This is a genomic window from Janibacter anophelis NBRC 107843 (assembly GCF_001570945.1).
GTDB lineage: Bacteria > Actinomycetota > Actinomycetes > Actinomycetales > Dermatophilaceae > Janibacter > Janibacter anophelis.
Genome location: NZ_BCSQ01000017.1, coordinates 33,890 through 57,181, shown reverse-complemented (window position 1 = coordinate 57,181; position 23,292 = coordinate 33,890). Strand labels below are relative to the sequence as shown.

Sequence of the window (23,292 nt, the reverse complement as noted above, 5' to 3'; positions counted from 1 at the left end):
CCTGCCCGCCGAAGCCGGCCTTGGTGTGGCGGGTGACCCGCTGGACACCCTCGACCACGACGCGCTGGGTCTCGGTGTTGACCGAGATGACCTTGCCCTGCAGGCCCTTGTCCTTGCCGGACAGGACCTGGACGAGGTCGCCCTTCTTGATCTTGAGCTTGCTCATGGTCAGATCACCTCCGGTGCGAGCGAGACGATCTTCATGAACTTCTTGTCGCGCAGCTCGCGACCGACCGGGCCGAAGATGCGCGTCCCGCGCGGCTCGCCGTCGGCCTTGAGGATGACGGCGGCGTTCTCGTCGAACTTGATGTAGGAACCGTCGTTACGACGACGCTCCTTGGTGGTGCGGACGATGACGGCCTTGACGACGTCACCCTTCTTGACGTTGCCACCGGGGATGGCGTCCTTGACGGTGGCGACGATGGTGTCGCCGACGCCGGCGTACCGGCGGCCGGAGCCACCGAGCACACGGATGCACAGGATCTCCTTGGCACCGGTGTTGTCGGCGACGCGCAGTCGCGACTCCTGCTGGATCACTTCATACTCCTGTCGTCGTGCTGGTTCTCGCCGCAGCGAGCCTGGCCGAACTGATGTGGTCTTCGTCCGGGCGAAGGGGGCGTGCGCCCCCTTCGCGACGGGGTGGCCTTACTTGGCCTTCTCGAGGATCTCGACGATGCGCCAGCGCTTGCCGGCGGACAGCGGTCGGGTCTCCATGATGAGGACGTGGTCGCCGACACCGGCGCTGTTCTGCTCGTCGTGCGCCTTGACCTTGGAGGTCTGGCGCATGACCTTGCCGTACAGCGCGTGCTTGACGCGGTCCTCGACCTCGACGACGACGGTCTTGTCCATCTTGTCGCTGACGACGTAGCCGCGGCGCGTCTTGCGGTCGTTGCGGGTGGTCACAGTCTCTTCCTTCACGTTCTCGCTCACTTGGACTCACCAATCCCGAGCTCGCGCTCGCGCATCTCGGTGTAGATCCGGGCGATGTCCTTGCGGACCGCGCGCAGGCGGCCGTGGTTCTCCAGCTGACCGGTGGCCGACTGGAAGCGGAGGTTGAACAGCTCCTCCTTGGCCTTGCGCAGCTCGTCGACCAGGCGGTCGTCGGTCAGCTCACGCAGCTCGACCGGAGTCAGGTCCTTGGATCCGACTGCCATCAGTTGCCACCACCCTCACGCACGACGAAGCGGCACTTCATCGGCAGCTTGTGCATCGCCAGGCGCATGGCCTCGCGAGCGGTCTCCTCGTCCACGCCGGAGATCTCGAACATGATCCGGCCGGGCTTGACGTTGGCGACCCACCACTCGGGCGAGCCCTTACCGGAACCCATGCGGGTCTCAGCCGGCTTCTTGGTGAGCGGACGGTCCGGGTAGATGTTGATCCAGACCTTGCCGCCACGCTTCATGTAGCGGGTCATGGCGATACGCGCGGCCTCGATCTGCCGGTTGGTGACGTAGGCCGGCGCGAGCGCCTGGAGACCGTAGTCACCGAAGGCGACCGAGGTGCCGCCCTTGGCCATACCCGAACGCTTCGGGTGGTGCTGCTTGCGGTGCTTGACCCGTCGGGGGATCAACATCTCAGGACTCTCCCTCGGTCTTGGCCGGCGCCTCGGCGGCGGGGGCCTCCGCAGCGGGGGCCGCGGCCTGAGCCGGAGCCTCGTTGCGGTCGCCACCACGGCGGGCGCGGGCGGGACGGTCGTCGCGGTCGCGACGCGGGCCACGGCCGCGGGGAGCGGCGGTCGCCTGCTGGGCCGCGAACTCCTTCTCGGTCATGTCGCCCTTGTAGATCCAGACCTTGACGCCGATGCGGCCGAAGGTCGTGCGGGCCTCGTAGAAGCCGTAGTCGATGTTCGCGCGGAGGGTGTGCAGCGGCACGCGACCCTCGCGGTAGAACTCCGAGCGGGACATCTCGGCGCCGCCGAGACGACCGGAGCACTGGATCCGGATGCCCTTCGCACCGGCGCGCAGGGAGGACTGCATGCCCTTGCGCATGGCGCGACGGAAGGTGACGCGGGCAGCGAGCTGCTCGGCGATGCCCTGGGCGACCAGCTGGGCCTCGATCTCGGGGTTCTTGACCTCGAGGATGTTCAGCTGGACCTGCTTGCCCGTGAGCTTCTCGAGCTCGCCGCGGATGCGGTCGGCCTCGGCGCCGCGGCGACCGATGACGATGCCCGGGCGCGCGGTGTGGATGTCCACACGCACGCGGTCACGGGTGCGCTCGATCTCGACGCGGGCGATGCCGGCGCGCTCCATGCCCGTGGAGAGCAGCTTGCGGATCGCGACGTCTTCCTTGACGTAGTCGCGGTAGCGCTGACCCTCCTTGTTGGAGTCGGCGAACCAGCGGCTCTTGTGGTCGGTGGTGATGCCCAGACGGAAGCCGTGCGGGTTGATCTTCTGACCCATCAGCGGGTCCCTCCCTTCGCGGCCTTCTCAGGCTTGCTCGTCACGAGGACGGTGATGTGGCTGGTGCGCTTGTTGATCCGGCCGGCGCGGCCCTGGGCCCGCGGACGGAAACGCTTCATCGTGGGGCCCTCGTCGACGAAGGCGGAGGAGATGACGAGGTTGCGCTCGTCGAAGGGCTCCCCGGCCTCGTCGGCCTTGACGCGCAGGTTGGCGATGGCGCTCTGCAGGACCTTGAGGGTCGGCTCGGCCGCACCCTGGGGGGCGAACTGCAGGGTCGCGATGGCGGTCTGCGTGTCCTTGCCGCGGATGAGGTCGACGATGCGACGCGCCTTCTGCGGCGTGACGCGCACGTGGCGCGCGGAGGCGCGGGCGACCAGCGCCTCCTGCTCGGTGGTCTCGATGGCAGGCATCAGCGACGACGTCCCTTCTTGTCGTCCTTCACGTGACCGCGGAAGGTGCGGGTCGGTGCGAACTCGCCGAGCTTGTGGCCGACCATCGCCTCGGTGACGAACACCGGGACGTGCTTGCGGCCGTCGTGGACGGCGAAGGTGTGGCCGAGCATGTCCGGCGAGATCACCGAACGGCGCGACCAGGTCTTGATGACGTTCTTGGTGCCCGCTTCGTTCTGGACGTCGACCTTCTTCTGAAGGTGGTCGTCGATGAAGGGGCCCTTCTTCAAACTACGAGGCATGTCCAAAGGCTCCTATCAGCGCTTCTTGCCGGTGCGGCGGCGACGGACGATGAGCTTGTCGCTCGCCTTGCCGGGACGCCGGGTACGGCCCTCGGGCTTACCCCAGGGCGAGACGGGGTGACGGCCACCGGAGGTGCGGCCCTCGCCACCACCGTGCGGGTGGTCGACCGGGTTCATGACGACACCACGGACGGTCGGGCGCTTGCCCTTCCACCGCATGCGGCCGGCCTTGCCCCAGTTGATGTTCGACTGCTCGGCGTTGCCGACCTCACCGACGGTGGCGCGGCAGCGCACGTCGACGCGACGGACCTCGCCGGAGGGCATGCGCAGCGTGGCGTACGGCCCCTCCTTGGCGAGCAGCTGGATGCTGGCACCCGCGGAGCGGGCCAGCTTGGCGCCGCCGCCGGGACGCAGCTCGACGGCGTGGATCGTCGTGCCGTTGGGGATGTTGCGCAGCGGCAGGTTGTTGCCCACCTTGATGTCGGCGGACGGGCCGTTCTCGATGACCGTGCCCTGCGCCAGCTTGTTCGGCGCCAGGATGTAGCGCTTCTCGCCGTCGGCGTAGTGCAGCAGCGCGATGCGGGCGGTGCGGTTGGGGTCGTACTCGATGTGAGCGACCTTCGCCGGGATGCCGTCCTTGTCGTGGCGACGGAAGTCGATGACGCGGTAGGCGCGCTTGTGGCCACCACCGATGTGACGGGTGGTGATGCGGCCGGTGGAGTTGCGGCCACCGGACTTGGTCAGCGGGCGGACCAGCGACTTCTCGGGCGTGGAGCGCGTGACCTCGACGAAGTCGGCGACGGAGCTGCCGCGACGACCCGGGGTGGTCGGCTTGTACTTACGGATTCCCATGGATTCTTCCTTGTCCTCTCCGTCAGCCCTGGCCGCCGAAGATGTCGATCGAGCCCTCGCGGAGGGTGACGATCGCGCGCTTCGTGTCCTTGCGCTTACCGGTGCCGAACCGGGTGCGGCGGGTCTTGCCGACACGGTTCATGGTGTGGACGGAGTCGACCTTGACGCCGAAGACCTGCTCGACGGCGATCTTGATCTCGGTCTTGTTCGCCCGCGGGTCGACGATGAAGGTGTACTTCCCCTCGTCGAGCAGGCTGTACGACTTCTCCGACACGACGGGACGGATCAGGATGTCGCGCGGGTCCTTGATCTGGGCCGCGCTCGAAATGGACTCAGTCACTTGTCCGACTCCTCTGCGGTCTTGGGCGCGGGGCCGGCGAGGAAGGCCTCGAGAGCCGCCTGGGTGAAGACGACGTCGTCGGCGCACAGCACGTCGTAGGTGTTGAGCTGGTCGGCCGGGAGCACGTGCACGTCGGCGAGGTTGCGCACCGACTTCCACGCGGACTCGTTGCCACGCTCGATCACGACGAGCAGGTTCTTGCGCTCGCTGAGGCCACCGAGCACGGCGGCGACGTTCTTGGTCGAGGGGGTGTCACCCTCGACGAGTGCGCTGAGCACGTGGATGCGGCCGTGGCGCGCCCGGTCGGAGAGGGCACCGCGCAGGGCGGCGGCCTTCATCTTCTTGGGGGTGCGCTGGCTGTAGTCACGCGGCTGCGGGCCGTGGACGATGCCACCGCCGGCGAACTGCGGCGCGCGGGTCGAGCCCTGACGGGCGCGGCCGGTGCCCTTCTGGCGGTACGGCTTGCGGCCACCACCGCGCACGTCGGCGCGGGTCTTGGTCGCGTGGGTGCCCTGGCGCGCGGCGGCGAGCTGGGCGACGACGACCTGGTGGATCAGCGGGACGTTGACCTGCACGTCGAAGATCTCGGCGGGCAGCTCGACGGTGCCGGCAGCGGCACCCTGCGGGCTGATGATGTCGATGGTCGGCACGTCAGGCTCCCTTCACCGCGGTGCGGACGAGGACGACGCCGCCGCGGGGGCCGGGGACGGCACCCTTGACGAGCAGGAGGCCCTTGTCGGCGTCGACCGCGTGGATCGTGAGGTTCTGGGTGGTCTGGCGCACGCCGCCCATGCGGCCGGCCATGCGCATCCCCTTGAAGACGCGACCCGGGGTGGCGCAGCCACCGATCGAGCCGGGCTTGCGGTGGTTGCGGTGCGCACCGTGCGAGGCGCTGACACCGGCGAAGCCGTGGCGCTTCATGACACCGGCGAAGCCCTTGCCCTTGGTCGTGCCGGTGACGTCGATGGACTGGCCGTTCTCGAACAGCTCGACGGTCACCTCCTGACCGAGGGAGTACTCGGAGGCGTCGGCCGTGCGCAGCTCGACGAGGTGACGGCGCGGGGTGGCGCCGGCCTTGGCGAAGTGGCCGCTCTGCGGCTGGTTCACCTTGCGGGGGTCGATGGCGCCGTAGGCGATCTGCACGGCGTCGTACCCGTCGGTCTCCGCGTTGCGGACCTGGGTGACGACGCACGGGCCGGCCTGGATGACGGTGACCGGGACGAGGCGGTTCTCCTCGTCCCAGACCTGCGTCATGCCGAGCTTCTCGCCGAGCACGCCCTTGACGGTCTTGGTGGCAGTAGTGGTCATCTCGTTCAGCCTCAGAGCTTGATCTCGATGTTGACGTCAGCCGGGAGGTCGAGGCGCATCAGCGAGTCGACGGCCTTGGGCGTCGGGTCGATGATGTCGATGAGGCGCTTGTGGGTGCGCATCTCGAAGTGCTCGCGGCTGTCCTTGTACTTGTGCGGCGACCGGATGACGCAGAACACGTTCTTCTCCGTAGGCAGCGGCACGGGGCCGACCACCGTCGCGCCGGCACGGGTCACGGTGTCGACGATCTTTCGCGCCGAGTTGTCGATGACCTCGTGGTCATACGACTTCAACCGGATGCGGATCTTCTGTCCCGCCATCTGTGTTTCCGTCTCTCTCTCGCCGTCTTGCCTGGTCTCTGTCGGTTGCCCGGTCTCCGACCCACGCGGTCGGGTGTGTCGCACCCGCTCCGCGGCCCGACGACGCGCCGAATGGCTGGTCGTCGGTCTGATCGTCGACCCGGATCAACCGGATCGTGCTGTGGTTCCGATGTGTCGCCCCGCCCGTGGCGGTTCGATGCGTTGTCATCGGCATGTCGGTGGCACCGGCGATCGTGGCAAAGTCCGATCGCGGCGTCACCGCTCAACAAGCAACCTGAACAGTGTGCCAGAGCCCGCCGCCCCAGTCCAAATCGGGCCGGGGCGGTGCTTGACAGGACGATCAACGTCCCCTGAGCAGGTTGCGCAGCATCCGTGTCGAAGGGGGACCTCCCCCCTTCGTCCTCAGTCCTGGTCGGCGAGCTCCGCGGTCGAGCGACCCTGGTCCCGCAGCCCCTTGATCCGCAGGGACCGGGCCTCCTCACGGGCGGCCTCCTCCGCCTCGGCGGCCGCGTCCGACTTGGTCGTGTCGCGCAGCGGCAGCAGCACGTCCTCCTCGGCCGGCATGCCGGCCTGCAGCTGACGGGAGCGCTCGATCTCGGAGTCGAACTCCGCGCCGAGGAGCAGCACGTTGTTGAGGATCCACAGCCACAGCAGGAAGACGATGACGCCGGCGAGCGAGCCGTAGGTCTTGTTGTAGGAGCCGAAGTTGGAGACGTAGAAGCCGAAGGCGACCGACGCGAGGATCGCGACGATGATCGCCACGGCCGCTCCGGGGCTGAGCCAGCGGAACGTCGGCTGCCGCACGTTGGGCGTGGCCCAGTAGAGCAGGCCGACCATGAAGATGACGACGAGGAGGATGACCGGCCACTTGGCGAGGTTCCACGTCATGACCGCGGCCTCACCGAGGCCGATGGTGTCGCCGATGACCCGCGCGAGGTCACCGCTGACGGCGACCGAGAGGATGATCGCGGCCGCCAGCACGAGCAGGACCGCGGTGACGATGAGCTGCATCGGACGCAGCTTGATGAACCCACGCCCCTCGGGGACCTCGTAGATCTTGTTGAGCGCACGACCGAAGGCGCCCACGTACCCGGAGGCCGACCACAGGGCACCGGCGAGACCGACGAAGAGACCGATGCCGGCGGCCGGCGAGTTGACCATCTGGTCCAGCGGTCCCTCGAGGGTGTCGCTCACGCTGCCCGTGCCGAGCTGGTCGAGGACGTCCATGATCGTCGTCTTCGTCTCCTCCGGCTCCCCCACGAGCCCGAGGATGGAGACGAGCGCCAGCAGCGCCGGGAAGATCGACAGCACGGAGAAGTAGGTGAGGGCGGCGGCCAGGTCGGTGCAGCCGTCGGCGCTGAACTGCTTGATCGCCCGCTTGCCGGCGTAGAGCCAGCCGCGTCCCTTCAGCTCACGAAGGGAGGGCTTGGCCTGCTCGTCCAGTCCCGCGGCCTCCTCGGGGACGGGGTCGGTCTCGGTCGTGGCGTCGGTGGCCATGTCGCGTGGCGCCTCCGGGTCGGGTGCAGAGCGGTCGCCCCCAGCCTATGGCGATGTGGGCCCGTAGGGTGATCCGGGCAGACACCAGGAGGGGCAGATGACCGGGGACGCACCCGTGCTCGAGACACACGCGCTGACGAAGCGGTACCCGTCGGTCACCGCGCTGGACGACCTCACCCTCCAGGTGCATGCCGGGATCACGGGTGTCGTGGGCGTCAACGGCGCCGGCAAGTCGACGCTCATCAAGGTGCTGCTCGGGCTGCTGCCCGCGACCTCGGGCCGGGTGCACGTCCTCGGGATGGACCCGGCCGTCCAAGCCCGCGACATCCGAGCCCTCGTCGGCTACATGCCCGAGCACGACTGCCTGCCGGCCGACGTCAGCGCCGCCGACTTCGTCCTGCACATGGCGACGATGTCCGGGCTGCCCCGCCAGGCCAGCCGCGAGCGGGCCTCCGACGTGCTGCGGCACGTCGGCCTCGACGAGGAACGCCACCGCGCGATGGGCGGTTACTCCACGGGCATGAAGCAGCGCGCGAAGCTGGCCCAGGCCCTCGTCCACGACCCCACCCTCGTCTTCCTCGACGAGCCGACGAGTGGCCTCGACCCACGTGCCCGCGACGACATGCTCGACCTCATCGCGCGGGTGCACGCCGACTTCGGGATCTCGGTCGTCGTGACGAGCCACCTGCTCGGGGAGCTCGAGCGCACGGCCGACCGGATCGTCGTGCTCGACAGCGGACGGTTGCTGCGGGCCTCGACGACCTCCGACCTGACGCAGAGCACCGGCACCGTCGTCGTCGAGGTGCTCGGCGCCGGTGACGGCGACCGGATCCTGGGGCAGGCCCTCCTCGACCGCGGCATCACCGCCTGGCCCGCCGGCGACGACGTCGAGGTGCGGATCGAGCGCCCCGAGGACCTGGACGCCATCCGGGACGTCGCCGTCGAGCTCGACCTCGGGCTGGTGCGCCTGCAGGAGCGTCGGCACACCCTCGACGAGGTCTTCCTTCCTCCCCCTTCGTCCCCGGCGGTCGCCTCCGCCCCAGGAGGTGTCGCCCCGTGACCACGCCCCCGCGTGGCGTCATCCACGACCTCGGCTACCGCGGGTTCGGCGGCCGTCGCCTCGGCGACGGCGCGATCACGTGGGAGCTGTACCGCAACTCGCTGGCGCAGGCCTTCGGGATCGGTCGCTCCGGCAAGGCCAAGGTCATGCCGTGGATGGTCATCGGCCTCATGGCCGTGCCGGCCGTCGTGCTCGGTGCCCTGAGCATCCAGGCCGGCCAGGCTCCCGAGGGTGCCCCGGGGATGGCCGCGCCGTCGAACTACTTCGGGTACCCGTACTGGACGCAGCTGCTCGTCACGATCTTCGTCGCGACGCAGGCGCCGGTCCTCTTCGCCCGGGACCTGCGCTACCGCACGATCGTCCTGTACTTCGCGCGGCCGGTCTCCCGCACGCGCTTCGTGCTGACGCGGCTCGCGGCGCTGACCACGGCGATCTTCGTCGTCATCATCGCCCCGATGCTCGTGTGGTTCGCCTGCGCCCTGTCGACCGGAGTCGACAGCGGCCTGCACGCCCGCCGCTTCGGGGCCGCGCTCGTCGGCGTCGCCATCCTCTCGCTCGTGCTCGCGGCCGTCGCCGGCCTCGTGTCGACGCTCGCGACGAAGTCCGGGCTGGCCCTCGCCGCGATCATCGTCGTGCTCATGGTGCCGTCGGCGATGATCACGCTGGCGCTGGCGATCACGACCGAGCTGGAGCGTCCCGGCATCGGCCAGGCCATCGCCTCGGCCCACCCCTTCTCGGCCGTCGCGATGCTCGTCTCGGGGGTCTTCGGCGATCCACCCGTCATGCCCGCACTCCCCCAGCCCGGGGGATGGCTCATCGCGGCCGCGGTGCTCGTGTGCCTCGCGTGGGTGATCCTGCCGGTGCTCGCCCTCGTGGCGCGGATGCGATCGGTGGCCGCGCTGTGAGCACGCTGCGGCTGGACTCGGTCTCCCGCTGGTACGGCAATGTCGTCGCGGTCAACGACGTGACGATGGAGGTCGGGCCGGGCGTCACCGGGCTGCTCGGCCCCAACGGCGCGGGAAAGTCGACCGTGCTGTCGATCATGGCCGGCCTGCTCGCACCCTCGGCGGGCACCGCGACCCTGGACGGTCGCCCCCTTCGCCAGGACACGCAGGCGTACCGACAGATCGGCCTGGTGCCGGTGCAGGAGGCGGTCTACGACTTCCTCACCGCACGCCAGTTCGTGCGGCTCAACGCCGACCTGCACCGACTCCCTTCGGCCAAGGCGGCGACCGATCACGCGCTGCGGCTCGTCGACCTCGTGGAGGCGGCCGACCGGCCGGTCGCGACCTTCAGCAAGGGGATGCGGCAGCGGGTCAAGATGGCCTCGGCGCTCGTGCACGACCCGCAGGTGCTGTTGCTCGACGAGCCCTTCAACGGCATGGACCCGATCCAGCGGCACGCGATGGCGACGCTGCTCACGGACTACGCCGCACAGGGGCGCACGATCGTCTTCAGCTCGCACATCCTCGAGGAGGTCGAGTCGCTCGCCGGACAGATCGAGGTCATCGTCTCGGGCCGGCACGCGGCGTCCGGGGACCGCACCGCCATCCGACGTCTCATGACCGACCGGCCCAACCAGTACCGGATCCGCAGCAGCGACAACCGCGCGCTCGCCGCGGCGCTCATGGCCGGTGACGCCGTCCGTGGGGTGCGGCTGCACGGCGACCGGTTCCTCGAGCTCGAGGCCGACGACTTCGGGGCCTTCGCCCGACTCGCTCCCCGGGTGGCCCGGGAGCACGACATCCGCATCTTCGAGCTGACGCCGACCGACGAGTCGCTTGAGAGCATCTTCGGATACCTGGTGAACCGATGAACGCTGCCATCATCCGCCTGGCCCTGCGATCGCTGCTGGGGCGCTCGCGCGTCATCGTCCTCATGGCGATGTCCGCGGCCCTGGTCATGCTCGCCGTCATCATCCGGGTCGCGCCGACCGGTCAGCTCGAGGCGACCGGGGCGCCGCTGGACCTCGTGCGCACCTTCGGCATCGGGGTCGTCGTGCCGATCGTCACCCTCATCGGGACGACGACCCTGCTCACCTCCGAGATCGACGATGGCTCGATCATCTACCTGCTGAGCAAGCCGGTCCCCCGCGGGGTGATCGTCGCGAGCAAGATGCTCGTCATCCTCGCCAGCTCACTGGCCTTCGCCGTCGTGCCCTTGGCGCTCGCCACGCTGATCATGGTCGGCACCGACGGTGGGCTGTGGTGGAGTGCGCTGCTCGGCGGGAGCGTGTCGGCGATCGCCTACACGGGGGCCTTCGCCCTGCTGGCGTTGCTCGTCAAGCGCAGCGTCACCGGGTGCCTGCTGTACTGGCTCGTCTGGGAGGCGCTGCTGACCTCGGTGCTCGAGCCCGCGCAGTACCTGTCGGCGCGCGCGTACGGGAGCAGCGTGCTGCACTCCGGGCTGGGGGTCGAGGCGCACCCGGCCGCGTGGTTCTCGGCCGTCGCCGCGGTCGTGGTACTCGTCGCGGGGGCGCTGCTCGCTGGTCGGCGGTTGGCGCGGACGACGATCTCTGAGGTGTGAACGAAAGCGCCCGTCGTCCCGCGTGGGACGACGGGCGCTTATGTAGGACGGCTCAGGGCATCAGCTCAGCCCAAGGGCCAAGAGGATCTCAGCGACCTCCACCACGCTCGCGTCAAGGAGGTCCAGCAGGGTCTCGACCAAGCCCTCACCGCCACAGAAGGCGATCGTCACCGCGAGAGCACCGATGGCGTCGGCCTCGATGAGCGTGTACGCCTGAGTCAACGAGGCGGCCTCGATTGTCAGCGTCGTGGCCCCGATGACGGCCAGGTTGACGTCGACGTCCGCCACGGGGAAGACGTGGATCTCAACGCTGGCGCCATCCGCGAGGTCCTGGCTGAGCGTTCCCGTGCGGCCATCTGCACCGAACACGGCAACGCCGGCGTTGATGGCGTTGAGCCCCTCCACCGTGACACCAGCGAGGTTGGTGGTGTCCAGGGTGAACTCCTGACCGGCCTCCACCGTGCACCCGCTGGTGTTCGTCACCACGAAGTACAGGGACTCGCTGTTCCCGTCCAGCAGATCGATATCGGTGGGGGGGCAGACCACGTCGATGGTGAAGGTCGGCGTTCCAGTGCAGTACGTCGTCGAAGCGGCGAGCGACGGAGCGGCGGCCGCGACGGCGACGGCGGGGACGGCCCACGCCGCGCCCTTGGCGACGGAGCGGCGGGAGGGGGTGATGACGTTCTGGGTCACGTGGCGATTCCTTCTGCGGACAGGCGCTGTCTGTGAGTCACCGCGCTGGAAGGCGACGGTGCGGCTGAGGCGGGTGTCCCCTGACGGCTTCCTGTCCAGCCGCCACACAGGACCTTAGGGTCCGCTGAACATGTGCGGTCGGATTGCACCCAGAAGGACTACGCCAGGAGTCCACATCTGACCATCACATGACGTAGGCCCTCCCTCGTCGACGTCCCCTCGTGACCGACCTTGTCCCGGATGCGGGAGACGTGGACCTTCACCGTGCGCTCGCTCAGGCCCAGCCCGGCCGCCACCTCGGCCCGGGTGCGCTCGGCCCCGGTCACGAGGTAGGCCCGCGCGACCTCGAGCTCCCGAGCGGTCAGCGGGACGACGGACGACCCCGCCACCGGCCACTCCACCTCGCCGCCGGACCGCACCAGCCGCACCGCCTCGACGAGCTCGCCCGGCAGCGCCAGCGCGGACACGTAGGCACTCGCCCCCGCCTTCCGCAGGGCCTCGGTGCGGGACTGCGCCAGCGTTCCTCCCCAGACGATCGTCTCCCGTCCGAGGCGGGCACGACGACGCACGAGCGTCAGCACGCCGGGAGCCTCCGCGCCCACGACGAGCACCCCCGTCACCACCTCCGGGTCCCCGACGGCGACGGCACCCTCGTCGGCTCCCAGCAGCACCGCAACCAGTGCGTCGGCATGCAGCGCCCACGGGGCCCACACGGCGAGCGGCGGGTTGGGGCGCATGGGAGCATCGTGCCCGATGCCCGCCCCTCCCCGCCTCGATGTCGTCCACACCTCGCCCGTGGTGACGACGGCCCTGCGGCACGAGCTGCGTTCCGGCGCCACCCCGGTGCGGGTCGAGACGACCGTGCACTCCTGGGCCGACTTCCGCAGGGAGTGGGACTTCGCCGGCGACGTCGTCATCGTCGACGCACTGCTCGACGACCACCTGCCCCTCCCCCTCAAGGTGCGCGCGCTGCGCCGCCTGGGGTCGACGGCCATCATCCTCGGGCCGGGACGGGAGACCCCCTTCGCCCGGCGGTGCGGTCACGAGGGGGCCGGTGCCTGGATCGAGCCGAGCCAAGGGCTCGCCGAGACCGCCCGGACGATCCGGGAGGCGGCGCTCGGTGTGGTGGCCGACCACGCGCGGATCCCACCCGCGGAGCCGCCCCTCGCCGCACTCACCGACCGCGAGCTGCAGGTGCTCGCCCTCTACGCCTCGACACGAGGCCACTCACCCGCCTACCTCGGGCGGGTGCTCGCCCTGCGCACCGAGACGGTGCGCAGCCACCTCGAGCGGGGACGGGGCCGCTACCGCCGCGCGGGGATCGCCACCCACACCCGGTCCAGCGTGCGAGAGGCCCTCGTGCGGGACGGCTGGGTCCTCGACGCGCAGGTCTGGAGCGCGGCCGGGCGGGACTGACCCTTCGAGACGCTTGCTGCGCAAGCCCTCAGGGACCAGACGATGCGCGCGCCCACGCGGAGCGTGGGACCCACGCAGGGACCACCGGTCACGGCGAAGGGCCCGCCTCCCCTGACGGGGAGACGGGCCCTGCGTGGTCGCTGACCGGACGGTCAGCCCAGGATCACTTGAGGATCTTGGTGACGCGACCGGCGCCGACGGTGCGGCCACCCTCGCGGATGTTGAACTTCAGGCCCTCCTCCATGGCGATCGGCTGGATGAGCTCGACCTTCATGTCGGTGTTGTCGCCGGGCATGACCATCTCGGTGCCCTCGGGCAGCGAGACGACGCCGGTGACGTCGGTGGTCCGGAAGTAGAACTGCGGGCGGTAGGAGTCGTAGAACGGCGTGTGACGGCCACCCTCCTCCTTGGACAGGATGTAGACCTGCGCCTCGAACTCGGTGTGCGGGGTGATCGAGCCCGGCTTGCAGATGACCTGGCCGCGCTCGACGTCCTCGCGCTTGGTGCCACGCAGGAGCAGACCGACGTTCTCACCCGCACGACCCTCGTCGAGCAGCTTGCGGAACATCTCGATGCCCGTGACGGTCGTGGTGGTCTTCTCCTCGCGGATACCGACGATCTCGACCTCCTCGTTGACGTTGAGGACGCCGCGCTCGATACGACCGGTGACGACGGTGCCACGACCGGTGATCGTGAAGACGTCCTCGACGGGCATCATGAACGGCTTGTCGAGGTCGCGCTCCGGCTCGGGGATGTAGGAGTCGACGGCGCCCATGAGCTCCATGATCGACTCGCCCCACTTGGCGTCGCCCTCGAGCGCCTTGAGCGCCGAGACCTTGACGACCGGGACGTCGTCGCCCGGGAACTCGTAGGAGGACAGCAGCTCGCGGACCTCCATCTCGACGAGCTCCATGATCTCCTCGTCGTCCACCATGTCGGCCTTGTTGAGCGCGACGACGATGTAGGGGACGCCGACCTGGCGGGCCAGGAGGACGTGCTCCTTCGTCTGCGGCATCGGGCCGTCGGTGGCGGCGACCACGAGGATCGCGCCGTCCATCTGAGCCGCACCGGTGATCATGTTCTTCACGTAGTCAGCGTGACCCGGGCAGTCGACGTGCGCGTAGTGACGCGACTCCGTCTGGTACTCGATGTGCGCGATCGAGATGGTGATACCGCGCTGCTTCTCCTCGGGAGCCTTGTCGATCGTGTCGAACGCCGAGGCCTCGTTGAGGTCGGGGAGCTGGTCGTGCAGCACGCGGGAGATCGCAGCCGTCAGCGTCGTCTTGCCATGGTCGATGTGACCGATGGTGCCGATGTTGACGTGCGGCTTGCTCCGCTCGAACTTTGCCTTCGCCACTGTGTTGTCCTCCTCAGGACGTCTTCTCGGTTACGCCTTTGCCCGGCAGGGTGGCGTCGTTTGTGGGTGTGTTGTGGATGGTCCGTGTCGGGATCCCGGTAATGCTACCGGTCACTCGCCTCGGGTCTTCTTGATGATCTCCTCGGCGACCGCCTTGGGGACCTCCGCGTAGGAGTCGAACTCCATCGAGTAGTTCGCGCGGCCCTGGGTCTTGGACCGCAGGTCACCGACGTAGCCGAACATCTCCGACAGCGGCACGAGGCCGGTGACGACCTTGGCCCCGCTGATGTCCTCCATGGACTGGATCTGGCCACGACGCGAGTTGATGTCGCCGATGACGTCGCCCATGTAGTCCTCGGGGGTACGCACCTCGACCTTCATCATCGGCTCCATGAGCACCGGGTCGGCCTTGCGAGCGGCCTCCTTGAAGGCCATCGAGCCGGCGATCTTGAAGGCCATCTCCGAGGAGTCGACGTCGTGGTAGGCACCGTCGATAAGGGTGGCCTTGACACCGACGACCGGGTAGCCGGCGAGCACGCCGTACTGCATCGCGTCCTGGATACCGGCGTCGACGCTCGGGATGTACTCACGCGGGATGCGACCACCGGTGACGGCGTTCTTGAACTCGTAGAGCTCGCCGTCCGCGTCCTCGGTCGTGGAGTCGAGGGGCTCGAAGGTGATCTGCACCTTCGCGAACTGACCCGAACCACCGGTCTGCTTCTTGTGCGTGTAGTCGTACTTCTCGACCGCACGACGGATCGTCTCGCGGTAGGCCACCTGCGGCTTGCCGATGTTGGCCTCGACCTTGAACTCACGCTTCATGCGGTCGACGAAGACGTCGAGGTGGAGCTCGCCCATGCCGGCGATGATCGTCTGACCGGTCTCCTCGTCGAGGGAGACCTGGAAGGTCGGGTCCTCGGCGACGAGACGCTGGATCGCGCTGCCGAGCTTTTCCTGGTCGCCCTTCGTCTTCGGCTCGATGGCCACCTCGATGACCGGGGTCGGGAAGGACATCGACTCGAGGATGACCTGGTTGTTGATGTCGCTCAGGGTGTCACCCGTGGTCGTCTCCTTGAGACCGATGACGGCGTAGATGTGGCCCGCCATCGCCTCGTCGACCGGGTTCTCCTTGTTGGCGTGCATCTGGAAGAGCTTGCCGATGCGCTCCTTCTTGCCCTTGGTCGAGTTGATGACCTGGGTGCCCGGGACGAGCTTGCCCGAGTACACGCGAATGAAGGTCAGCGTGCCGAAGAAGGGGTGCGCGGCGATCTTGAACGCGAGCGCGGAGAAGGGCTCCTCGGTGCTCGGCTTGCGCAGGACGACCTCGTCCTCGTTGCCCGGGGCGTGGCCCTCCATGGCAGCGACGTCGAGGGGGCTCGGCAGGTAGTCGCGCACGGCGTCGAGCACCGGCTGGACGCCGCGGTTCTTGAAGGCGGAGCCGCAGAAGATCGGGTAGAGCTCGGAGTTGACGGTGAGCTTGCGGATGCCCGCCTTGAGCTCGTCGATCGTCAGGTCCTCGCCACCGAGGTACTTCTCCATGAGGTCGTCGTCGGACTCGGCGACGCGCTCGACGAGGGCGTTGCGGTACTCCTCGGCCTTGGCCTGGAGGTCCTCGGGGATCTCGCGGGTCTCGTAGGAGGCACCGAGAGTGACGTCACCCTTGGCGTCGCCGGGCCACACGAGCGCCTTCATCTGGATGAGGTCGACGACGCCGACGAAGTCGTTCTCCGCGCCGATCGGCAGCTGCATGACGAGCGGCTCCGCGCCGAGGCGGTCCTTGATCGTCTGCACGGTGAAGTAGAAGTCGGCACCGAGCTTGTCCATCTTGTTGACGAACGCGATGCGGGGGACGTCGTACTTGTCCGCCTGGCGCCACACGGTCTCGGACTGGGGCTCGACGCCCTCCTTGCCGTCGAAGACGGCGACGGCGCCGTCGAGGACGCGCAGCGAGCGCTCGACCTCGACCGTGAAGTCGACGTGCCCGGGGGTGTCGATGATGTTGATCTGGGTGTCGTCCCAGAAGGAGGTGACCGCGGCGGAGGTGATCGTGATGCCGCGCTCCTTCTCCTGCTCCATCCAGTCAGTGGTGGAGGCACCGTCGTGCGTCTCGCCCAGCTTGTGGTTGACGCCGGTGTAGAAAAGGATGCGCTCAGTCGTCGTCGTCTTGCCGGCGTCGATGTGCGCCATGATGCCGATGTTTCGGACCTTGGTCAGGTCCGTCAGGACGTCCTGTGCCACTCGTTATCTCATCTCGCTCGTTGCGGTCGTGTCTGCCCGGGCGGGCGGGTGGTCGGGGCCGGCGTGGGCCGGCCCCGACCTGCTGTCACCAGCGGTAGTGCGCGAAGGCCTTGTTGGACTCGGCCATCTTGTGCGTGTCCTCGCGACGCTTGACCGCGGCACCCAGGCCGTTGCTCGCGTCGAGGATCTCGTTCATGAGGCGCTCGGTCATCGTCTTCTCGCGACGCTGACGGGCGTAGCCGACGAGCCAGCGCAGCGACAGGGTCGTCGCGCGGGCCGGCTTGACCTCGATCGGGACCTGGTAGGTCGCACCACCGACGCGGCGGGACTTGACCTCCAGGGAGGGGCGGACGTTGTCCAGGGCGCGCTTGAGCGTCTGGACCGGGTCCGTGCCGGTCTTGTCACGGACACCCTCGAGGGCGTCGTAGACGATGGACTCGGCGATGGACTTCTTGCCGTCGAGGAGGATCTTGTTGACCAGCTGGGTGACCAGCGGCGACTGGTAGACCGGGTCGACGACGAGCGGGCGCTTCGGGGCGGGACCCTTGCGAGGCATTACTTCTTCTCCTTCTTGGCGCCGTAACGGCTGCGGGCCTGCTGACGACCCTTGACACCCTGGGTGTCGAGGGACCCGCGGACGATCTTGTAACGGACACCGGGGAGGTCCTTCACTCGACCACCACGCACGAGCACGATGGAGTGCTCCTGCAGGTTGTGGCCGACACCCGGGATGTAGGCGGTGACCTCGATGCCGCTCGTCAGGCGCACACGGGCGACCTTGCGAAGGGCGGAGTTCGGCTTCTTGGGGGTGGTGGTGTACACGCGCGTGCACACGCCACGGCGCTGCGGCGAGCCCTTGAGGGCAGGCGTGGCGGCCTTGGACGGCTTGTCCTGCCGGCCCTTGCGCACCAGCTGGTTGATGGTAGGCAACCTGTGTCTCCGTACGTCGGTGATGTTGTCTGCGCCCACCGGGCGGACCCGGCGGACACTCCTTGGATGCCACCGGCGACCCCCGCACTCGGGTGTGTCGCCGATGGTGCTCTCCCCTGCACTCCCCTGCCCGGTCCCGGAAGGACCGTGCCGAGGCGCCCGGCGAGAGGTGCGAGGCGGATCGTCTCCGACCCTCCTCGACGCGCGTCACGGCACAGCCGTGCCACGCACGCTGATCAACGATACCGGCGCGCCCCGCAGCGTCACAAATCGGTATCCCGGGCGTGCCGACTGGCCTCGGGCGCGCGGACGTGCTTGCGCTCAGGTCAGGCGCTCGAAGGCCGGTGCGTAGCGGAACGGCCCGGCCATCTCGGGGCGCCACGCGCGCAGGGTCAGGGCCTGGAAGTGCTCCTGCCATGGCCCGGGGGCGCCGATGCCCAGGACCGCCGCGGGGACAAAGCCGAAGAAGCCGTAGTACTCCGGATCGCCGAGCAGCACGAGGGCCGGCTCGCCGATGCGGTCGGCGCTCGCGACGACCGCCATGAGCAGAGCCGCCCCGATGCCCTGCTGCTGCAGGTCGGGCCGCACGCCGATCGGACCGAGACCGACGGACGGCTGCCCCGCCAGGCTCGCGCGGCTGCACACGACGTGACCGACGACCTCGTCGTCGAGCTCGGCGACGAAGGTCAGCTCGTCGATGACCGACCCGTCCGCGCGCAGGCCGCGGAGCAGCTCCCGCTCGATGGACTCGCTGCGCCCCTGCGGGATGCCGAAGGCTGCGTCGTGCAGCTGCTCGGTCGGCCGGACGTCGCCCGGGTCCTCCCGGCGGATGATGAGGTCGTCGCGCATCAGTACCGGTCCGTGATCCAGGAGCTGTTGCCGCTGAGGAAGGCGACGAGGTAGAACCCGGCCACGAGGAGCAGCACGACGGTGACGATGGTCGCGTCGCTGCGCGACCGCCGGGCGAAGGTCGTCACGGCTGCCGCCGCGAGCACCAGCGCGATGAGCTTGCTGACGCCTCCCGGCTTGAGCAGCAGCACGACGGCCCCGATCGCGAGCAGGGTGCCCAAGGCCCACCGACCCGCGGTGGCCCGCACCGACATCGGCTGGTCCCGTTGCTCCTCGCTCATGCGCTCATCCTCTCCCATGACGTCCGTGCACGCCGAAGGCGCCGCCCCCGTGGGACGGCGCCTTCGGTCAGTGGGCCGTGGTTCAGCCCTTCGCGGCGGCCTTGAGGGCGCTGCCGGCGGAGAGCTTGGCGGCGTAGCCACCGGGGATGGTCATCTCCTCGCCCGACTGCGGGTTGCGGCCCTTGCGCTCCTTGCGCTCGACGCGCTCGAGGCTGAAGAAGCCGGGGACGGTGACCTTCTCGCCCTTGGCGACCGACTCGGACAGGACCGCCTGCAGGGCGGTGATGACCTCGGACGCCGCGGAGGCGGAGACGCCGGCCTTCTCGGCGACGGCGCTGGCGAGCTCAGACTTGTTCATGTGGGATCTCCATCTGTGAAGTTCGTAGATCGAACAGGGACCAATCAACCACGAACACCGGGCCCTCGTCGACTGGTGCCCCGGCGTGTTTCCCTTGATTTTCCGGCGATCTGGTGGGTCGACGCCCCTCGGTGACCACATCCGTCACGTCCGTACCACAGGCGAAGGGGGGGCGCGCCGCGATCGCGGCGCGCCCCCCTTCGTCGTGGGACGAGGTGACTCAGACGTCCAGGTCGAGGTCGTCCAGACGGATCGCCTCGCCGGAGCCCGGACCGAAGACCGGGTAGGCGTACTCGTCGTAGCTCGGCAGCGAGTACATCGCGGCCTTGGCCTCCTCGGTGGGCTCGACGTCCACGTTGCGGTAGCGGGGCAGGCCCGTACCGGCGGGGATGAGCTTGCCGAGGATGACGTTCTCCTTCAGGCCGAGCAGCGGGTCCGAGCGCCCCTCCATCGCGGCCTCGGTGAGGACGCGGGTCGTCTCCTGGAAGGAGGCGGCGGAGAGCCAGGAGTCCGTGGCCAGCGAGGCCTTGGTGATGCCCATGAGCTCCGGACGACCGGAGGCGGGGCGACCGCCCTCGGACACGACCCGACGGTTCTCGCTCTCGAAGCGGGAACGCTCGGCGAGCATGCCCGGCAGCAGGTTCGCGTCACCGGACTCGAGGATGGTGATGCGGCGCAGCATCTGCCGCACGATGACCTCGATGTGCTTGTCGTGGATCGACACACCCTGCTGGCGGTAGACCTTCTGCACCTCGTCGACGAGGTGCTTCTGGGCGTGGCGCGGGCCGAGGATGCGCAGGACCTGCTTGGGGTCGATGGCGCCCTGGACCAGCTGGGTGCCGACGGCCACGCGCTCGCCGTCCTCGACGAGCAGGCGCGAACGCTTGCTCACCGGGTAGGCGTGCTCCTCGCCGTCGCGGTCCGCGACGAGCAGGATGCGGCGACCCTTGTCGGTCTCCTCGATGGTGATCTTGCCGTCGGCCTCGGCGATCGGGGCGACACCCTTGGGGGTGCGCGCCTCGAAGAGCTCGACGACACGCGGCAGACCCTGCGTGATGTCGTCACCGGCCACACCACCGGTGTGGAAGGTGCGCATCGTCAGCTGGGTACCGGGCTCACCGATCGACTGGGCCGCGATGATGCCGACGGCCTCGCCGATGTCGACGAGCTGGCCGGTCGCCAGCGAGCGGCCGTAGCACTTGGCGCAGGTGCCGACCTTGGACTCACAGGTGAGAACCGAGCGGATCTTCACCTCGTCGACGCCGGCCTTGTACAGCTGGTCGATGACGACGTCACCCAGGTCCGAACCGGCCTCGGCGAGGACCTGGCCCTCGTGCTCGACCTCGGAGGCCAGGCACCGCGCGTACACGGTGAACTCGACCTCGTCGTGGATGCGGCGGGTGCCGGTCAGCTCGTCGTGCTGCGCGATCGGCATGGCCAGGCCACGCTCGGTCCCGCAGTCGTCCTCGCGGACGATGACGTCCTGCGAGACGTCGACGAGACGACGCGTGAGGTAACCGGAGTCGGCGGTACGAAGGGCGGTGTCGGCCAGACCCTTGCGCGCACCGTGCGTCGAGATGAAGAACTCGACGACGGACAGACCCTCACGGAAGTTCGTGCGGATCGGGCGCGGGATGATCTCGCCCTTCGGGTTGGCCATGAGGCCACGCATACCGGCGATCTGGCGCAGCTGGAACCAGTTGCCTCGGGCACCCGAGTTGACCATGCGGAAGATCGGGTTGTCCTTGGGGAAGTTCTCCTGCATCTCCGCGGAGACCTCGTTGGTCGCCTGCGTCCAGATCTCGATCTGCTCCTGACGACGCTCGTCGTCGGTGATCAGGCCGCGCTCGTACTGCATCTGGACCTTCGTCGCCTTCTCCTCGTAGGCCGCGAGGATCTCGGGCTTGCGGGGCGGGGTGACGACGTCGGAGAGGGCGACCGTGGTGCCCGAGCGGGAAGCCCAGTGGTAGCCGGCCTCCTTGAGGGCGTCCAGGGACGCAGCGACCTCGACCTTGGTGTAGCGCTCGGCCAGGTCGTTGACGATCGTCGACAGACGCTTGCGGTCCACGGGCTCGTTGACGAAGGGGTAGTCCACCGGCAGCGTCTCGTTGAAGAGCGCGCGACCGAGGGTCGTCTCGGCGATCCACGTGGCCGCCTTGCCCTGCTCGTCGACCTCGACGCCCTCGGGCAGCTCCTGGCCGGCGGGCAGCACGACGTCCTTCAGGCGGATGCGCACGGGCGTGCCGACCTTGATCTCACCGGCGTCGAAGGCCATGCGGGCCTCGGCCGGGGAGGCGAAGGCACGACGGTGCTCGGTCTCCGGCGCCAGCTCGGCGGTGAGGTGGTAGAGGCCGATGACCATGTCCTGGGTCGGCATCGTGACCGGGCGGCCGTCGGCCGGCTTGAGGATGTTGTTGCTCGAGAGCATCAGGATCCGGGCCTCGGCCTGGGCCTCCGCGCTCAGCGGCAGGTGGACGGCCATCTGGTCACCGTCGAAGTCCGCGTTGAACGCGGTGCAGACGAGCGGGTGGATCTGGATGGCCTTGCCCTCGACGAGCTGCGGCTCGAAGGCCTGGATGCCGAGACGGTGCAGCGTGGGCGCACGGTTGAGCAGCACGGGGTGCTCGGTGATGACCTCTTCGAGGACGTCCCACACGACGGAGCGGTGCCGCTCGACCATCCGCTTGGCCGACTTGATGTTCTGGGCGTGGTCGAGGTCGACGAGCCGCTTCATGACGAAGGGCTTGAAGAGCTCGAGCGCCATGGCCTTGGGCAGACCGCACTGGTGCAGCTTCAGCTGCGGGCCGACGACGATGACCGAACGGCCGGAGTAGTCGACGCGCTTGCCGAGGAGGTTCTGGCGGAAGCGACCCTGCTTGCCCTTGAGCATGTCGGACAGCGACTTGAGCGGGCGGTTGCCCGGGCCGGTCACCGCGCGGCCACGGCGGCCGTTGTCGAAGAGGTTGTCGACGGCCTCCTGCAGCATCCGCTTCTCGTTGTTGACGATGATCTCGGGGGCACCGAGGTCGAGCAGTCGCTTGAGGCGGTTGTTGCGGTTGATGACGCGGCGGTACAGGTCGTTCAGGTCGGAGGTGGCGAAGCGGCCACCGTCGAGCTGAACCATCGGGCGCAGGTCCGGCGGGATGACCGGGACCGCGTCCAGGACCATGCCGGCAGGCTTGTTGTCCGTGGTGAGGAACGCGGTGACGACCTTGAGGCGCTTGAGCGCGCGGGTCTTCTTCTGGCCCTTGCCGGTCGCGATGATCTCGCGCAGCTTGTCGGCCTCAGCCTCGAGGTCGAAGGTCTCCAGACGCTTCTGGATGGCCGCGGCACCCATGCCGCCCTCGAAGTACAGACCGAAGCGGTCGCGCATCTCGCGGTAGAGGACCTCGTCGCCCTCGAGGTCCTGGACCTTGAGGTTCTTGAAGCGGTCCCAGACCTGGGCGAGGCGCTCGACCTGCTGGTCGGCACGCTTGCGGATCTGGTTCATCTCGCGCTCGGCGGAGTCGCGGACCTTGCGCTTGGCGTCGGACTTGGCGCCCTCGGCCTCGAGCTCGGCGATGTCCTTCTCGAGCTTCTGCGCACGGGTCTCGACGTCCGCGTCGCGGCGGTTCTCGAGCTCCTTCTTCTCGGCCTCGATCTGCGCCTCGAGCGAGGGCAGGTCGGTGTGCCGCTGGTCCTCGTCGACGCTGGTGATCATGTACGCGGCGAAGTAGATGACCTTCTCGAGGTCCTTCGGCGCCAGGTCGAGCAGGTACCCCAGGCGCGACGGGACGCCCTTGAAGTACCAGATGTGGGTGACGGGAGCGGCGAGCTCGATGTGGCCCATGCGCTCACGACGCACGCCGGCGCGGGTGACCTCGACGCCGCAGCGCTCGCAGATGATCCCCTTGAAGCGGACCCGCTTGTACTTGCCGCAGGAGCACTCCCAGTCCCGGGTGGGGCCGAAGATGCGCTCGCAGAACAGGCCCTCCTTCTCCGGCTTGAGGGTGCGGTAGTTGATGGTCTCGGGCTTCTTGACCTCGCCGTGGCTCCAGTTGCGGATGTCCTCCGCGGTGGCAAGGCCGATGCGCAGCTCGTCGAAGAAGTTGACGTCCAGCACTTCGTGCTTCCTTCTCTCGTTGTCGAGGATGACTCGATAAGTTCTGTGGCCCGTGGCGATCGCGACGGGCGAACG

The 23,292-nt window shown here is 68.7% G+C and carries 29 protein-coding genes; 5 read left to right on the top strand and 24 right to left on the bottom strand.

Annotated features, from left to right (window positions below):
* The 14 genes from rplX to JAN01S_RS06405 form a co-directional block, all read right to left on the bottom strand.
* Positions 1-166, bottom strand: a 166-nt coding sequence (gene rplX, locus JAN01S_RS06470) for a 50S ribosomal protein L24 (RefSeq protein ID WP_084360068.1), incomplete at its 3' end; no start/stop codon positions are given.
* 2 nt (positions 167-168) lie between these two features.
* Entirely contained in the window at positions 169-537 is a 369-nt protein-coding gene (gene rplN / locus JAN01S_RS06465; protein WP_068315433.1) for a 50S ribosomal protein L14, read from the bottom strand.
* Between the two features lie 108 nt (positions 538-645).
* The gene (rpsQ, locus tag JAN01S_RS06460) at positions 646-903 is read right to left on the bottom strand and encodes a 30S ribosomal protein S17 (protein ID WP_240312486.1); all 258 of its coding nucleotides are present in this window, start codon (positions 901-903) and stop codon (positions 646-648) included.
* A 23-nt stretch (positions 904-926) separates the two neighbouring features.
* Complete coding sequence (gene rpmC / locus JAN01S_RS06455) at positions 927-1,154, bottom strand: 50S ribosomal protein L29 (protein ID WP_068315428.1); 228 nt, start codon at positions 1,152-1,154, stop codon at positions 927-929.
* Complete coding sequence (rplP, locus tag JAN01S_RS06450) at positions 1,154-1,573, bottom strand: 50S ribosomal protein L16 (protein ID WP_068315426.1); 420 nt, start codon at positions 1,571-1,573, stop codon at positions 1,154-1,156. Before rplP ends, rpmC begins: the two co-directional genes overlap by 1 nt.
* 1 nt (position 1,574) lies before the next feature.
* Positions 1,575-2,399, bottom strand: coding sequence for a 30S ribosomal protein S3 (gene rpsC / locus JAN01S_RS06445; RefSeq protein WP_068315423.1), 825 nt, complete (start codon positions 2,397-2,399; stop codon positions 1,575-1,577).
* Positions 2,399-2,776 carry a 50S ribosomal protein L22 gene (rplV, locus tag JAN01S_RS06440; protein ID WP_068315448.1) on the bottom strand — a complete coding sequence of 126 codons (378 nt, stop codon included), beginning with the start codon at positions 2,774-2,776 and terminating at the stop codon, positions 2,399-2,401. The genes rpsC and rplV overlap by 1 nt, the downstream gene beginning before the upstream one ends.
* Positions 2,777-2,808: 32 nt before the next feature.
* A complete protein-coding gene (rpsS, locus tag JAN01S_RS06435; protein WP_007924678.1) occupies positions 2,809-3,090 on the bottom strand; it encodes a 30S ribosomal protein S19 in 282 nt (93 codons plus the stop codon).
* 15 nt (positions 3,091-3,105) lie between these two features.
* Positions 3,106-3,942 carry a 50S ribosomal protein L2 gene (gene rplB, locus JAN01S_RS06430; RefSeq protein WP_007924676.1) on the bottom strand — a complete coding sequence of 279 codons (837 nt, stop codon included), beginning with the start codon at positions 3,940-3,942 and terminating at the stop codon, positions 3,106-3,108.
* A gap of 22 nt (positions 3,943-3,964) precedes the next feature.
* Positions 3,965-4,282, bottom strand: a complete 318-nt coding sequence (gene rplW / locus JAN01S_RS06425) for a 50S ribosomal protein L23 (RefSeq protein WP_240312487.1) — start codon at positions 4,280-4,282, stop codon at positions 3,965-3,967.
* Entirely contained in the window at positions 4,279-4,932 is a 654-nt protein-coding gene (rplD, locus tag JAN01S_RS06420; protein ID WP_068315420.1) for a 50S ribosomal protein L4, read from the bottom strand. The genes rplW and rplD overlap by 4 nt, the downstream gene beginning before the upstream one ends.
* Position 4,933: 1 nt before the next feature.
* A complete protein-coding gene (rplC, locus tag JAN01S_RS06415) occupies positions 4,934-5,590 on the bottom strand; it encodes a 50S ribosomal protein L3 (protein WP_068315417.1) in 657 nt (218 codons plus the stop codon).
* Positions 5,591-5,601: 11 nt separating this feature from the next.
* The gene (gene rpsJ, locus JAN01S_RS06410; protein ID WP_007924661.1) at positions 5,602-5,910 is read right to left on the bottom strand and encodes a 30S ribosomal protein S10; all 309 of its coding nucleotides are present in this window, start codon (positions 5,908-5,910) and stop codon (positions 5,602-5,604) included.
* A 402-nt stretch (positions 5,911-6,312) separates the two neighbouring features.
* Entirely contained in the window at positions 6,313-7,407 is a 1,095-nt protein-coding gene (locus tag JAN01S_RS06405) for a YihY/virulence factor BrkB family protein (RefSeq protein WP_068315414.1), read from the bottom strand.
* 97 nt (positions 7,408-7,504) lie between these two features.
* Between JAN01S_RS06405 and JAN01S_RS06400 the strand changes: the two genes are divergently transcribed.
* Genes JAN01S_RS06400 through JAN01S_RS06385 form a run of 4 tightly spaced genes read left to right on the top strand, consistent with a single transcriptional unit; the run spans position 7,505 to position 10,993 of the window.
* Positions 7,505-8,467, top strand: coding sequence for an ABC transporter ATP-binding protein (locus JAN01S_RS06400; RefSeq protein ID WP_174522275.1), 963 nt, complete (start codon positions 7,505-7,507; stop codon positions 8,465-8,467).
* Positions 8,464-9,372 (top strand): ABC transporter permease, encoded by a 909-nt coding sequence (locus JAN01S_RS06395; protein ID WP_068315411.1) that lies wholly within the window; start codon positions 8,464-8,466, stop codon positions 9,370-9,372. The genes JAN01S_RS06400 and JAN01S_RS06395 overlap by 4 nt, the downstream gene beginning before the upstream one ends.
* A complete protein-coding gene (locus JAN01S_RS06390; protein ID WP_068315406.1) occupies positions 9,369-10,283 on the top strand; it encodes an ABC transporter ATP-binding protein in 915 nt (304 codons plus the stop codon). Before JAN01S_RS06395 ends, JAN01S_RS06390 begins: the two co-directional genes overlap by 4 nt.
* Positions 10,280-10,993: an ABC transporter permease gene (locus tag JAN01S_RS06385; RefSeq protein WP_068315403.1), complete on the top strand. Its 714-nt coding sequence runs from the start codon at positions 10,280-10,282 to the stop codon at positions 10,991-10,993. Before JAN01S_RS06390 ends, JAN01S_RS06385 begins: the two co-directional genes overlap by 4 nt.
* A 60-nt stretch (positions 10,994-11,053) precedes the next feature.
* On the opposite strand, the gene JAN01S_RS06380 is transcribed toward JAN01S_RS06385, so the two are convergent.
* Positions 11,054-11,686 (bottom strand): hypothetical protein, encoded by a 633-nt coding sequence (locus JAN01S_RS06380; protein WP_068315399.1) that lies wholly within the window; start codon positions 11,684-11,686, stop codon positions 11,054-11,056.
* 158 nt (positions 11,687-11,844) lie between these two features.
* The gene (locus tag JAN01S_RS06375) at positions 11,845-12,423 is read right to left on the bottom strand and encodes a LuxR C-terminal-related transcriptional regulator (RefSeq protein WP_068315396.1); all 579 of its coding nucleotides are present in this window, start codon (positions 12,421-12,423) and stop codon (positions 11,845-11,847) included.
* 16 nt (positions 12,424-12,439) lie between these two features.
* On the opposite strand from JAN01S_RS06375, the gene JAN01S_RS06370 reads away from it, so the two are divergent.
* Entirely contained in the window at positions 12,440-13,102 is a 663-nt protein-coding gene (locus tag JAN01S_RS06370; protein WP_068315393.1) for a helix-turn-helix domain-containing protein, read from the top strand.
* Between the two features lie 163 nt (positions 13,103-13,265).
* Here JAN01S_RS06370 and tuf read toward each other — a convergent pair whose 3' ends face one another.
* From tuf to JAN01S_RS06330, 8 genes are all read right to left on the bottom strand, one after another.
* Complete coding sequence (gene tuf, locus JAN01S_RS06365; protein WP_068315390.1) at positions 13,266-14,459, bottom strand: elongation factor Tu; 1,194 nt, start codon at positions 14,457-14,459, stop codon at positions 13,266-13,268.
* A 111-nt stretch (positions 14,460-14,570) separates the two neighbouring features.
* Positions 14,571-16,697, bottom strand: coding sequence for an elongation factor G (gene fusA / locus JAN01S_RS06360; protein ID WP_068315387.1), 2,127 nt, complete (start codon positions 16,695-16,697; stop codon positions 14,571-14,573).
* An 85-nt stretch (positions 16,698-16,782) separates the two neighbouring features.
* Positions 16,783-17,253 (bottom strand): 30S ribosomal protein S7, encoded by a 471-nt coding sequence (gene rpsG, locus JAN01S_RS06355; protein WP_068315384.1) that lies wholly within the window; start codon positions 17,251-17,253, stop codon positions 16,783-16,785.
* Positions 17,253-17,627, bottom strand: a complete 375-nt coding sequence (rpsL, locus tag JAN01S_RS06350; protein WP_007930014.1) for a 30S ribosomal protein S12 — start codon at positions 17,625-17,627, stop codon at positions 17,253-17,255. The genes rpsG and rpsL overlap by 1 nt, the downstream gene beginning before the upstream one ends.
* 321 nt (positions 17,628-17,948) lie before the next feature.
* On the bottom strand, positions 17,949-18,476 hold the full coding sequence (locus JAN01S_RS06345) for a GNAT family N-acetyltransferase (RefSeq protein ID WP_068315381.1): 528 nt from the start codon (positions 18,474-18,476) through the stop codon (positions 17,949-17,951).
* A complete protein-coding gene (locus JAN01S_RS06340; RefSeq protein WP_068315377.1) occupies positions 18,476-18,757 on the bottom strand; it encodes a hypothetical protein in 282 nt (93 codons plus the stop codon). The genes JAN01S_RS06345 and JAN01S_RS06340 overlap by 1 nt, the downstream gene beginning before the upstream one ends.
* Before the next feature lie 82 nt (positions 18,758-18,839).
* Positions 18,840-19,115, bottom strand: a complete 276-nt coding sequence (locus tag JAN01S_RS06335) for an HU family DNA-binding protein (RefSeq protein ID WP_068315373.1) — start codon at positions 19,113-19,115, stop codon at positions 18,840-18,842.
* 220 nt (positions 19,116-19,335) lie between these two features.
* Positions 19,336-23,217, bottom strand: coding sequence for a DNA-directed RNA polymerase subunit beta' (locus JAN01S_RS06330; protein ID WP_068315363.1), 3,882 nt, complete (start codon positions 23,215-23,217; stop codon positions 19,336-19,338).
* Positions 23,218-23,292 lie beyond the last annotated feature (75 nt).